We start from the raw sequence: 13,639 nt of genomic DNA, 5'->3' as shown, positions 1-13,639 counted from the left end.
GAGGCGTATGCCGAACCCCGACAAGCGACGGTGCCGCCCCATGTCGGGGTTCGCTGGCCGCTCACCCGCGACCGACGGCACTGAACCAGCGGATAACCCTGGGCCTCACTCTTTCCCTGGCTCCCCCGTGCCTGCGTACCACAGCCCGATATGGGACGGCCCCGCCCCGCTGTCGCGCAGATAGAGGGTCCAGAATTCGCGGATGCGGTTCTCCATGGGCCGGGGCAGGGCCTTGCGGTCGGCGCTGTGGTTGCGGCCGAAGCCGAACATCTCCACCGTAACCCCGCCCAGCGGCGGCAGCAATTGCTGCCCCGCCACGGTGCGCAGGTTGCGGGACGGCGGCTGCTCCGACAGGGCGGCGAAGCTCAGCACCTCGGAATGTTCCAGCAGGTCGGAAAACACGATCAGCCGGGTCAATCCCTGCGGCTTGTAGGTGCGGGTGACAGTGTCGATGGTGCGCAGGATTTCGGAATGGGCGTAGGCCTGCTTTTCCCGCAGCATGCCGACCAGCACCTGGGCCAGCCGTTTGCGGAATTCGCGATTATCGGCCTTGGCGACCGTGGGCTTGCAGCTGCTCATGATCCAGTCGGTCAGGCCGCCCGTTTCAGGGCAGCCGGGCACGCAATCGCTGAACATGCGGGCGGATGCCGCCGGATTATCGGTGATCGTATGCACGATCAGCCGGTCGCCGGCCTTCAATTCCCCGACAAACCGGTCCAGTCCGGCCACTAGGATATCCATATCCTGCTGGTCATATTGGGTGGTGCGGTCGACCAGCAGGGCGACGGTGCCGGCACCGGCCCGGCAGTAATCCTGCCGTGCCGCCAGCGCCGGGTCCGGCAGGGCAGCAAGGCTGGTCAGAAACAACAGCAGCAGGGCCAGGACCGGGCGAAGCCTCATGCCCGCACCGACTGTTGAATCTGGGCACTGATCTGCACGGCCGATGGCACATCCCGCAGGCAGGGAGGCATGCCGTCGCGCCGGGCGCGCAGATTGCCGATGCGGTAATTGACTAGGCGGTTATGGCTGGTCATGCCCATCTGGCGCAGGCTCTGTTCGTAATCGGCCGCCGCCGCCTTCTGCTCGGCCACGATCTCTGCCAGATCCTTTTCCAGCCGGTCGATCTGGCGGTTCAGCGCCTCAATCATCTCGTCAAAGCGGCGGGCGGTCTGCATGCGCTGCTTGTTATAGGCCACCTCCTGTCGCGTCACCTGCGCCCGCGCCTTGTCCGCCTGCCGGCTCAACCGTTCATAATCGGGGTGCGGATCATGGCGGACGAAGGAGGCGACGACGCCCACCGTCAGGATCACCACATTGATGATCAGCAGCGTCCAGCCGGTGGAGCCCAGATCGGTGTTGGCGACCTGGGCCGCCGTAGCCGTCAGGTCGCCCTGGCGCAGCAGGTCGGCGAAGGAGGTGTTGGCATCCGTTTCCAGCAGGCGCAGGAAATGTTCGCGCACGGCCGCGATGAAGTAGACCAGGGCCCCCGACAGGCTGATCAGGAACAGCGCCCCGAAATAGTAGGACAGCCGGGCGCGCAGACCCGCATGCTGGTTGGCCTGTTTCAGCCACAGCCCGATGAAATGCGCGAACAGGGCCAGCACCCCGCCGATGACGACGGAGATGAACAGCGACAGGATGGGCGTTTCCTGGAAGAAGAATTCGAACGCCATGCGGTTGACCGGCACCTCTGCCAGACAGACCAGCAGCATCAGGATCGGGTAAAGGAAGATCAGTGATACGCGCAGCGGCCGCGCCAGTTCGGCTTCCAGCCGGCCGGCCTTGGCGACGGCGGCGGTGCGGCGTTCCACCCGGTCGCGGAATTGCGGGCTGTCGGGGCCGGTCTTGTGCGACAGGTCGTGCAGCGCCTGCTGGCGTTCATCGCGCAGCGCATTGCGGCGGTTGACCAGCTCCTCGTCGCGTTCCTTGATCCTCTGCCGCTCGGCACTGTCCAGATCGGCCAGATGGGCCCGGCGGGCCTTCTCATAGGCCGCGAAATCGGCCGTCACCTGGGCGATGACCTGTTCCTGCACGGGGTTGTGCGTGGCGTCCAGGGGCGGAAACCCCTTCTCCCCGTCCCGCGCGCCGCGCGCCTCGTCTCCGCGGCGGTCGCTGTCGCTATAGACCAGATGCTTGCCGATATGCATATCGGCAAGTTGCTTCACACGGTTGGCCATGCCAATCCCCAGTTAAGCGGGCGGTGTCGGCAGCCTTGGGTGATGCCCTTCCGTCCTGTACGGGTCAGCATTCCACGCCATCTGCCCCGCCGCAAGGGCGGGACAGTGACGGAGCAGGCCAATAGCCGGTTCATCGGTAAGGCCCCTGGGGCGGGAACTGGTTTTCAGTCGATGCCCGCCATCAGCAGAGCGAGATCAAGGACCTCCTGAGAGTAATAATCAAGATATTTCCAGCCATTTTCATGGGCAATCATGGCCCGGATCATTGCTGTTGTCAGGGCCTTGTCCCCGATATGGAAAGGGTGATCCGCACCGATACCCATGGTGGCGGCCACCGCTATTGCATAGCTGTCGGCATCGTTCCCGTCATTCACGGGTGCCCAACGGCCGATCATGCTGCGCACGGTGCGAAGATTGTGCTTGTCCTGGTACGTCATCAAGGTGACGGCCATGGCGCGAATGCCCCATTTCGCATGCTTAAAGACGCAGAATCTGGTTTCATGCCGCTGCTCCGGGGTCATTTCCGTGTAGGAGGCCAAGCCGTTCCAGGGCGATCCTACCTCTATGTTGCCCGGATTATTGTTGCGGATGCCCCGAGGGAGAGAGCCGGATGTCAATATCGGCCCCGGGACAGAGGATGTGAGCGGCGTTTTTGCCGGTTCGCCGATCTCGGCGGCCTGGGTGTCGGCGGCCGTGGGGACATCAGCTTCAAGGGATCGGTCAGCGACTAGGCCGGTCCGTGGAAATGGGCTGAAGCTTCGCCCATAGGCCAGATACTCGAAGCGAACCCCTTGTTCTTCAATATTCGGCACATTCGGTATTGGGCCGGGTGCATGGCCGCCGGCGAAATGGGCCCAATGCACCAGTTCGTGCAGCAGCTTTGCTTCCAGGAAACACTCCCATTCAGCCGACGGCAGCCGTTGCTCAAGCCCCGTGGCCACTGTCCTGTCGATGAAGATGTTATTCGGGGTGGATTCATCAAAGAAAAAATCAGCAGTGGCAGAATTTGTTATTTGAAGCGATGGTATTGCTCCCCATGAAATGGCTGTGCGCAGCCATATGGTTGGAACATTTGCAAATAACTCGAATGCCTGCCAAACGTTACTCTTTTTTATTATGAATGGAATCTGAGCTTCTATATATTTTGAAATTCTTGGATAAGATCGTGTGATCTGCTCTGGAACAAACATGTATGCCTCCATCCGTTATCGGTTTTTGGCTGGTAGAATTATGGTTAATTGTATCATGATTTTATACGTGATATATGAATAAAATTCCATCCAATTGCATGGGGTGTCATATGTCTACGGCAGAAAATATGAAGCGCAGCGTCGCTGCCTGCGTTGCGGTGTCGTTCCTGGCTTCATGCTCCGTGGGTAACCCATACAGTACGGTAGATAAAGATGATATATTGTACAAAACAAGTCCAACACTGACGAATGCTGTATTATATGCAAATGAGCTAAGAGAGGGGTATAGAGATAATTTAATAGAGCAACATTATATAAATACAGGTGTGGGGATTGCGTTGATTTCCATGGCCAGCGTGGCTGGGTTTCTGGGGGCAATTTCAAAAGGGTCGCATGCCATTCCGGCGCTTGCTGCAGGTGGTGTCGGTCTGTACGGTGCGTCGCAGCTTACCGGAAATGTCGATCAACAGATGATCTTTGCCGTTGGGGCAAATGCTGTAAGTTGTGTTCTCGCTGTCTATGAACCCTTGAATGCGCAGATGGCGGGCAGTGCAGGCACTTCCCGGATAACACAGGTCTCAACAGACATCAGACTCCTTAATGACGATTCCAAGTCTCTGAAGGCTAGGATCTCATCGAAGATGGCATCGCTCAGGGTCGATGAAGCGGGAGGAAAGGCAGACTACCAGTTTTACGACCAGTATCTCACGCGGGTACGGGCGGCGGAGCAATCGGCGGTCCGTGCGCAGGCTGCGCTGGACATTGTCAGTCGGGCGTCCGGCCGACTGATGGGCAGCATCCAAGCGGTCCAGGCCGCGGTTGATATTGCGCTGGTCAAGGCCACGCCCCGCGTGGAGGATGTGCTGAACATTGTCGGTGCTGCCGTGCCCACCGTCGCCAAGATCCCTGACAAAGGCCCAAAGGTGCCTGCCACCACGGTTCATGCGTCTTCCGCAATGCCGGATCTGCAATTGCAGCAGGGCGTCGATAATGTGGAACTGATCGCATCAAGGCTGGAACTATTCACCCAGTCGGTCACCGAGCCCCCATCAGATGACCTGGTGGAGAAATGCACTGCCGGCTTGACGAAGGCGACCCCAGCGCTGGCTGTTGTGCCCGATACGCCGATGGCGTTGCCGGCAACGGCGGGAGCACGGGTGGATGCCCGCATCAGTGGCGGCAAGGCGCCTTATTCTCCGCCGCGTTGGCTGGGCATGGTGCCGCCGGATTCGGTGCTGGAACTGCGCAGCGATATCAGCGGCGTCGTCTCCGTGGTCGTGAAGGACCCCGCCAAGGCACCCGGCAGCTATATGGTTGCCGTCAGTGATCTGGGGGGCGGTGCCGTCACATTCCAACTGACCGTCAACGCCGTGCCGGGACCGGCTGTCACCCAGTCAGCGCCACAGACCCAGTCTACGCCGGCTCCTACTGCCCTGGTCACCGACTTCCAGAAATTCCTGATCGGTCAGAACTGCCTGACGCCGAACCGTAGGGACGGTAAGGCGAATGCCGATGGAGATTGGGGGGAGTGCACGACCAAGGCAGCCGAGGCGCTGGCCTTGGTCGCACCGGGCACGTTGGCGCTGAAGGACTGCAAACTCAGGGTCGTCGGACTTGACCACACCTGGATGGCAAGAAACGGAAATAAGAGCGTCGAGCTCGCCGCGTGCTTGAAAGAGGCAAAATGCCCGGCACCAGTCAGTACGCCCGACAGTTGCAAGGCGCCTTGAGGCTGTTTTCGGTTGGCCGGAAACAGTTCTTGCACGGCATAAGAAAAGGGGGAGGCCCGTTTCCAGGCCTCCCCCTTTTTTCATTCCAGCGAAACCGGAAGCGGTGATCAACTCGCCTCGGCCGCCCGGTCGGCGCGCTTGCGGGCGTTGGGGTCCAGCAGCTTCTTGCGCAGACGGATCGACTTCGGCGTGACTTCGACCAACTCGTCGTCCTGGATGTAGGACAGGGCCTTTTCCAGGGCCATGCGGATGGGCGGCGTCAGAACGACGGCTTCATCCTTGCTGGTGGTGCGGATGTTGGTCAGCTTCTTACCCTTCAGGACATTGACCTCCAGGTCATTGTCGCGGGTGTGCTCACCGATGATCATGCCTTCATAGACCTTCCAGCCGGGCTCGATCATCATCGGGCCGCGATCTTCCAGGTTCCACAGGGCATAGGCCACGGCCTCGCCATCGGAATTGGAGATCAGCACGCCATTGCGGCGGCCGGGGATCGGGCCCTTGTACGGGGCATAATCATGGAACAGGCGGTTGATGACGCCCGTGCCGCGCGTGTCGGTCAGGAATTCGCCCTGATAGCCGATCAGGCCGCGCGACGGAACGTGGAACACCAGACGGACCTTACCGGCGCCCGACGGCTTCATCTCCAGCATTTCGCCCTTGCGCTCGTTCAGCTTCTGAACGACGACGCCGGAGAATTCCTCGTCCACGTCGACGACGACTTCTTCGATCGGTTCCAGACGCTGGCCGTTGGTGTCGGTCTTCATGACCACGCGCGGACGGCTGATCGACAGCTCGAAGCCCTCGCGGCGCATCGTCTCGATCAGAATGCCCAGCTGCAACTCACCACGGCCGGCCACTTCGAACGCATCGGCGCTTTCCGTTTCGCGGATGCGCAGGGCCACGTTGCCTTCGGCTTCACGCATCAGGCGGTCGCGGATCATGCGGCTGGTGACCTTGTCGCCTTCGCGACCGGCCAGCGGGCTGTCATTGACCGAGAAGGTCATGGCCAGCGTCGGCGGATCAATCGGCTGGGCGGGCAGGGCGTCTTCCACGCTCATGTCGACGATGCTGTCGGCGACCGTGGTCTTCACCAGACCGGCGATGGCGACGATGTCACCCGCCTGCGCCTCGTCCACCGGCACGCGCTCCAGACCGCGGAAGGCCAGAACCTTCGACGCGCGACCCTGTTCGATCAGCTTGCCGTCGCGCGACAGAGCCTTGATCGACATGTTGGTCTTGATGCGGCCGGACTGGATGCGGCCCGTCAGGATGCGGCCCAGATAGGGGTTGGCTTCCAGGGTCGTGGCCAGCATGGTGAACGGCGCGTCCACACTGTCGACCTTGGGGGCCGGCACATGGTTGACGATCAGTTCGAACAGCGGGGTCAGATCCTTGCGCTCGTCATCCAGGTTGACGACGGCCCAGCCATTGCGGCCCGAGGCGAACAGGGTCGGGAAGTCCAGCTGCTCGTCGCTGGCGTCCAGCGAAGCGAACAGGTCGAAAATCTCGTTATGCACTTCGTCGGGGCGGGCGTCCTGGCGGTCGATCTTGTTGACGACGACCATGGGGCGCATGCCCAGCTTCAGGGCCTTGCCCAGCACGAACTTGGTCTGCGGCAGCGGGCCTTCCGCGCTGTCGACCAGCAGGCAGACACCGTCCACCATGTTCAGGATACGCTCCACCTCGCCGCCGAAATCGGCGTGGCCCGGCGTGTCGACGATGTTGATGCGCACGTCGTTCCAGACAACGGACGTGCACTTGGCCAGGATCGTGATACCGCGCTCACGCTCCAGGTCGTTGCTGTCCATGGCGCGTTCAGCGACCTGCTGGTTTTCGCGGAAGGTGCCGGACTGCTTCAACAGCATGTCCACCAGAGTGGTCTTGCCGTGGTCGACGTGGGCGATGATGGCGATGTTGCGCAATTGCATGGGAACGGTCCTGCGTGCCTGTCCTGGTGCGCGCCGCCCAAATGCCAATCCGACAGGCCGGGGTTCGCGCATGAAAAACGCCCGGCCTCCCCTTCGTCTGCCCGCATAGGCAGGGTCCGGGGTGGCCGGGCTTCATCTCGCGGCGCAATATAATCGTGGTGCGGCCACACCGCTAGGGCGCGGATTGTGGGGCTGCCCTGCGTTTGCGCGCCGTCACCTTGGTATGGGTCTACCACGATTGTCACATCGCCTACCCAGGCCTTCCCCCTGGAAAGCCCGCGCCCAACCGTGCCACCATGGCGGCAACCGGGGGAGGATATGGCGAAGGCCGCGGCGCGGAAATGGGTGGTGATGGTGGCAGTGGCCCTGGCGGTCACGACGGGTGCCCATGCCCAGGACACGCCCTATGTGGTGGAAATCCAGGGGCTGGACGGCAAGCCGGAGCTGTCGCGCCTGTTGGGTGAAGTGTCCAGCTTGGTTCTGTTGCAGGAAAGCCCCCCGCCCACGCCCATCGGGCTGGGCCGCCGGGCCGATGCCGATCTGGGCCGGTTCCGGGCCGCCCTGCGCTCGGAAGGCTATTACGACGCGCTGGTGGAGACAGAGATTGAGGTCGATGGCAGCCCGGCCAAGGTGCTGGTCCGCGTCGATCCGGGGGCGGCCTACAAGGTCACCGGCGTGACCATCGCCGGTCTGGACGGGGCCCCCTTGCCCATCGAGGTGCCGTCGGCTCAGGCGCTGGGCCTGCCCCTTGGTGCCGTGGCGCGCGGCCCCGCCATCACCGATGCCGAAGGCCGCATCCTGCCCCGCTTTGCGGAGAAGGGTTACGCCTATGCCAGGCTGGTCGACCGCAAGCTGGTGGTCGACCACGCCAAGCAGGGCATGGATGTCACCTTCACCGTCGATCCGGGGCCGAAGGTCAGTTTCGGTCAGGTGACGTTCGCCGGCCTGGACGAGGTGTCGCTGCGCGCCGCCCGCCGCCGCCTGCCCTGGCGCGACGGCGATCCCTATCACCCGGCCACCATGGAGGATGGACGCCAGGCCCTGGCGGACCTGGGTGTCTTCTCCTCCGTCCGCATGCGGCTGGCCGACCAGCCGACGGCGGACGATCAGGCCCCCGTGCTGATCGACGTGGCCGAACGGGCCATGAATTTCGTGGGCTTCGGCGCCGATTACGGCACCACGGACGGGTTTGGCGCCAATGCCTATTGGGGCGACCGCAACCTGATGGGCAATGGCGAAAAGCTGCGTGTGGATTCCAATGTCGCTGGCATCGCCCGGCGCGGGGAGACCAGCGCCAGCGATTTCGACTATCGCCTGGCCGGTACCTATCAGCAGCCGGACTTCCTGTCGCGCAACCAGTCACTGAACCTGTCGGCCCAGGCCCTGTCGGAACGGCCCGACGCCTATCGCCGGCAGGCGCTGGTGCTGACCGGGGCCGTGGAGCGCAAGCTGGGTAAGGGCATGAAGGCCAGCCTGGGTGTGACGGCCGAGCAGTCGCGCATCAGGGAGAATGTGCAGACCACGAAGAATACCCTGATCGGCATCCCCATCGCGCTGAGCTGGGATCGCACCGACGATCTGCTGAACCCCACCAAGGGCTTCCGCCTGTCGGGGGCGGTCACGCCTTATCTGGCCGCCTTGGGCGACAGCAACAGTTTCGCCATGGCGCGGGTGGGCGCCAGCACCTATTTCGACTTCATGGGCAATGGCGACTATGTGGGCGCGCTGCGCGGTGTCTATGGCGCGGTGGTCGGTGGCGGCCTGCTGGACGTGCCGGCCGACAAGCGTTTCTTCGCAGGCGGCGGCGGCTCGATCCGCGGCTATGGCTATCAGGATGTGGGCCCGCGCGACAGCACGGGCACGCCCACGGGCGGCGTGTCGATCCTGGAAATGTCGGCCGAGCTGCGTGTGAAGGTGACGGACGATATCGGCATCGTGCCCTTCTTCGATGCCGGCAATGTCTACTCGACCGAATATCCCAAGCTGGGCGAAACCCTGCAATATGCGGCCGGCATCGGCGGGCGCTACTACACGCCCATCGGCCCCATCCGCCTGGATGTGGCCGTGCCGCTGAACCGCCGGTCGGGTGACAAGGCGTTCCAGTTCTACATCTCCATCGGCCAGGCATTCTGAGGGGGTGGAGATGGAACCGCAAGCCAATGCCCCCGCTGCCCCGGCCAGCCCCCTGCGTGCGGTGCTGATCTGGATCGCCGCCGGCCTGTCGGGTCTGGTGGCGCTGGTCCTGCTGCTGGCCGTGTCGGCCGGCATCTGGCTGGCCACCCCGTCGGGGCGTGATTTTGCGCTGGCCCGGCTGCGCGATGCGGTGCCGGGTCTGGCGCTGACCGGGGCGGACGGGTCGCTGTTCGACCTGCGCCTGGGCCGCGTCACCCTGGCCGACGATCAGGGCGTGTGGCTGACGGTCGATCAGGCACGGCTGGCCTGGAACCCCTGGGCGTTGCTGATGGGCACGGTCAAGGTGACCGACCTGGGGGCCGCCGCCGTCACCGTGGCGCGCGAACCCCTGCCCACGCCCGACAATCCGGACGACAAGGCGGGCCCTATCCGCCTGCCCGTGGCGGTAACGGTGGACACGCTGGCGCTGGACAAAGTGACGCTGGGGGCCGATCTGCTGGGCGGCAGCCCGGCCGTGCTGAAACTGTCGGGCCGGGCGCAGTTGCCGGCCGGCGCCCTGGGCGGATCGGGCGCCCTGGATGTGGCGCGCATCGATGACCGGCCGGGCACCCTGACCCTGTCGGCCGATTACCGGCCGGGCCGGCGCCTGACCCTGTCGGCCGAAGCGCTGGAACAGGGCAATGGCCTGCTGGCCGAACTGCTGGACATTCCCGGCCGCCCGCCCGTGACCCTGACCCTGAAGGGTGAAGGGCCGCTGACCGACTGGACCGGGACGGCCACGGCCAAGGCCGGCGCTGCCGCCGACGCCAAGGCCGAATTCCGTATCCGCCCCGTGGATGGAAAGCTGACCTTCGGCCTGGACCTGTCAGGCAATGTCCAGGCGCTGGTTCCGGCCGATATCCGCCCGCTGCTGGGGCCGGACCTGCGCGTGGGCGCCGGCGGTCTGATCGATCCGGGCGTGCAGCTGGCGCTGGACGGGGTGTCGGTGCAGGCAGCCGTGGGCCGGCTGGTGGGGGGCGGTGCCTATGATCTGAAGACCCGCGCCGTCAATATCGGCGCTTGGGTGGAGGTGCCGGACAGCGCCCTGCTGCTGCCGCTGACGGCACCGGCCCGCTTCACCGCGGCGCGCGGCAGCCTGACCCTGACCGGCACGCCCGACGCGCCGCAACTGGTGGCTGATCTGACGGCCGACAATCCCGCCATCGCCGATCTGGCCGCGAAAAGCCTGGGTCTGAAATTGACGGCCAAGGCCGGCAAGGGCCTGCGCACGATCGACACCAGGGCCGATATCGCCCTGGACGGGACGGTCGGTCCGCTGGCCGACCTGACGGGACCGCACGCCACCTTGTCCGCCCAGGCCCTGGTGACCCTGGCACGAGGGCGCATCGCCCTGTCGGAAGCCGGCCTGGCCGGCAACGGCATCCAGGCCGGCGCCAAGGGGGATCTGGCCGGCTGGGGTCGCGACGGGCAACTGGCCGTGACGCTGGCCGCCCGCGATCTGGCGCCTCTCTCTGGGCTGGCCGGCCGGCCGCTGCGCGGCGCCCTGGCGCTGGAGGGCGATGTCCGTCTGGCGGCAGGCGTGCCGTCGCTGGCACTGAAGGGCCAGGTGGAAGGGCTGGGCACCGGCATCGCCGCTGCCGACGCCCTGCTTGCCGGCCGTACCGACCTGACGGCCGACCTGTCGCTGGGCACGCCCGCCATCCTGAACCGGCTGACCCTGACCGGTCCGCATGTGAAACTGTCGGGCCAGGGGCGGTTCGGCGCGGGCACATTGTCGGCCGACGCCACGCTGGACATTCCCGACCTGTCGCCCCTGACCCCGGCGCTGGGGGCGGAGATGGCGGGCGCGGTGACGGTGCAGCTGCGCAGCATGGCGGCCGATACGCTGGTGCTGGAAGCCGTAGGCACCGACCTGGTGCTGGACGGGCTGCATCTGAAGGACAGCCGTATCGACGCGCAATTGGCCGGACTGCCGGCTGCCCCGAAGGGCCATCTGGTGCTGGCGGCCAGCCTGAACGGGCAGCGCATCGGCGTGAAGACCAGCCTGTCCATGACGGGATCGAAACTGTCCGTACCCGATCTGGAGGCCGTCATCGGTCTGAACCGGTTCGATGGTGCCGTCACCTGGGATCGGGCTACGGGGCTGGCGACGGGGCGGCTGGATGGCACGGTGCCGGATCTGGGCATCCTGGCCTTCATCGTGGGGGACGAGGTCTGGGGCAATGGCCGCGTCGGCATCGACCTGACGGCCGACAAGGGGAAGCAATCGGCCGATGTCCGCGCCGATTTCAAGGAAATCTGGCGCCGCTGGCATGGGCAGAAGATTGCGAAGATCGGGCTGACGGCCCGGCTGGACGGCAAGGGCAGGCAGCCCGCCTGGGAAGCCGGCTTCACCCTGACGGGCGTGGATTTCGGTACGCTGGACCTGGAAAATGTGAAGGGCGGGATCAGCGGTCCCCTGTCGGCGGCCGCCATCAGCTTCGACCTGTCGGGCAAGCGCGGGCAGGCGCCCCTGCGCCTGTCGCTGGCCGGTCAATTGTCGGCGGGCTCGGCCGACGGGGTGACGCGCCTGGGCCTGTCGCGGCTGGCCGGCACCTATGCGGACACGGATTTCCATCTGGACCGGCCCGCCGGCCTGTCCTACGGCGACGGGGTGGTGGGGGTGGACAATCTGGCCCTGTTGGCCGGCGACGCCCGCATCGATCTGACGGCCGACCTGTCGCGCAAGGGGCTGGGCGGGCAACTGGCCCTGTCGCGGGTTCCCCTGAACTGGGTGCGGATGATCGAGCCGACCCTGACCCTGTACGGACGCCTGGATGGCACGGCCACCCTGTCGGGCAGCGTGGCCGACCCGCGCGCCGCCCTGTCGGTGAAACTGTCGGATTTCGCCTTCGCCCCGCCGTCCCCCAAGGGGCCGTCGCCCCTGACGGCTGTCCTGACGGGGCAATGGCGCGGCGGGCGGATGGGGCTGGATCTACGCGTGGACAGCGCCGGGCAGGGCGTGGGCCTGTCGGTGCGTGCCGACCTGCCGCTGGAAATGCAGGGCAGCGCCACCAACATCGTCCTGCCCGATGACAAGCCCGTCAGCGGCCGGCTGGAAGGCAATCTGGCCCTGCGCCGGTTGAACGATCTGCTGGCAACGTCGGGTGACCGGCTGGGCGGACAGATGGTGCTGGACCTGACCCTGGGCGGCACGCTGGCCCATCGCGACCTGACGGGTACGGTGACGCTGGACAAGGCGCGGTATGAGAACCAGCGCTGGGGCACGCAGGTCACCGACATCCAGGCCGTGCTGACGGGCGATCCGCACGGGCTGGCCATCCAGCGGTTCGAGGGCCAGACGCCCGGCGGCGGCAAGGTGACGCTGGAAGGCACCTTCGGCTTCCGGCCCGAACTGGGCGACCGGCAGGTCGACCTGCGCCTGCGCGCGACCAAGGCGAAGCTGGCCAATATCGACATGGTCGAAGCCGTGGCCGGCGCCGATATCAGTGTCACGGGCACGCCCGACGATGTGACCCTGGCCGGCCGCGTCGATATCGCCAGCGCCCATATCCGCATCCCGGACAAGCTGCCGCCCACCGTGGTCGAATTGAAGGTGGTGGAGATCAACCAGCCGCGTCGCAGCCCCCCACCCGGTGCCGTCAGCAGCGCCGACCCCAAGACCCAGCCGACCCAGCCCGACGTCCTGGTCATCCGCTTCAACATCGACGTGGAGGCACCCAATCAGGTCTATGTCGCCGGGCGCGGGCTGGATGCGGAACTGAAGGCATCGCTGAAGCTGCGCGGCACGGATGCGACGCCGCTGCTGTCGGGCAATGTCTCCCTGGTCAAGGGCGAGATGGGGGTGCTGGGCCAGACCTTTGCCCTGTCGCGGGCCAATGTCACCTTCCTGGGCGACGGCACCTTCGACCCGGCTTTAGATGTGGAGGCGCGGACCCAGCGCGGCGACCTGACGGCCATTGTCGACATCACGGGCCATCCATCGAAACCGTCGGTGAAACTGTCGTCGGAGCCCGTCTATCCGGAGGATGAGGTGCTGGCCCGGCTGCTGTTCAACCGCGGGGCGGGGCAGTTGTCGGCGCTGGAGGCGGTGCAGCTGGCACAGTCAGCGGCGCAATTGTCGGGCCTATTCGGCGGCGGGCCGGGCTTTGTCGATAATATCAAGCGCTCGCTGGGCGTCGACCGGCTGGAATTCCGCGGCAGCGAGGATGGCACGGGGGCCGGCACCGTTGCCGCCGGCCGCTATATCGGCGACAACATCTATATCGGCGTCGAACAGGAACTGGGCACGGGCCAGTCCAAGGCCACGGTCGAATATGGCATCACCCAGCATATCAAGGCGCGGGGCGAGGTCGGCACCGAAAGCAAGGTCGGCATACAGTTCGAGTGGGATTACTGACCCGGGCGGCTGACCCTATCTTGTCCTGGTGATAAGACCGGAATTGACGGGCGGCCCGGGGGGTAGCGACTGTTCGGGC

7 protein-coding genes are annotated in these 13,639 nt (G+C 65.1%); 3 read left to right on the top strand and 4 right to left on the bottom strand.

Annotation, left to right across the window (positions count from 1 at the left end; translation table 11 throughout):
- Positions 1–105 precede the first annotated feature (105 nt).
- The 3 genes from ACODTW_RS18375 to ACODTW_RS18365 form a co-directional block, all read right to left on the bottom strand.
- The gene (locus ACODTW_RS18375) at positions 106–900 is read right to left on the bottom strand and encodes a hypothetical protein (RefSeq protein WP_488947512.1); all 795 of its coding nucleotides are present in this window, start codon (positions 898–900) and stop codon (positions 106–108) included.
- Entirely contained in the window at positions 897–2,177 is a 1,281-nt protein-coding gene (locus ACODTW_RS18370; protein ID WP_488947511.1) for a hypothetical protein, read from the bottom strand. The genes ACODTW_RS18375 and ACODTW_RS18370 overlap by 4 nt, the downstream gene beginning before the upstream one ends.
- 164 nt (positions 2,178–2,341) lie before the next feature.
- The gene (locus tag ACODTW_RS18365) at positions 2,342–3,367 is read right to left on the bottom strand and encodes a hypothetical protein (RefSeq protein WP_488947510.1); all 1,026 of its coding nucleotides are present in this window, start codon (positions 3,365–3,367) and stop codon (positions 2,342–2,344) included.
- A 128-nt stretch (positions 3,368–3,495) separates the two neighbouring features.
- Between ACODTW_RS18365 and ACODTW_RS18360 the strand changes: the two genes are divergently transcribed.
- On the top strand, positions 3,496–5,097 hold the full coding sequence (locus tag ACODTW_RS18360) for a hypothetical protein (protein WP_488947509.1): 1,602 nt from the start codon (positions 3,496–3,498) through the stop codon (positions 5,095–5,097).
- 107 nt (positions 5,098–5,204) lie between these two features.
- Here ACODTW_RS18360 and typA read toward each other — a convergent pair whose 3' ends face one another.
- Entirely contained in the window at positions 5,205–7,028 is a 1,824-nt protein-coding gene (gene typA / locus ACODTW_RS18355; RefSeq protein ID WP_488947508.1) for a translational GTPase TypA, read from the bottom strand.
- Between the two features lie 318 nt (positions 7,029–7,346).
- Between typA and ACODTW_RS18350 the strand changes: the two genes are divergently transcribed.
- Together ACODTW_RS18350 and ACODTW_RS18345 are read left to right on the top strand one after the other, a co-directional pair.
- Entirely contained in the window at positions 7,347–9,161 is a 1,815-nt protein-coding gene (locus ACODTW_RS18350) for an autotransporter assembly complex protein TamA (RefSeq protein WP_488947507.1), read from the top strand.
- A gap of 10 nt (positions 9,162–9,171) precedes the next feature.
- Positions 9,172–13,560: a translocation/assembly module TamB domain-containing protein gene (locus ACODTW_RS18345; RefSeq protein WP_488947506.1), complete on the top strand. Its 4,389-nt coding sequence runs from the start codon at positions 9,172–9,174 to the stop codon at positions 13,558–13,560.
- Positions 13,561–13,639: the final 79 nt, after the last annotated feature.

It is taken from the genome of Niveispirillum sp. FG148, from assembly GCF_057809655.1.
The sequence above is the reverse complement of the archived record's forward strand: the minus strand, read 5'-3'. Positions and strand labels throughout refer to the sequence as shown.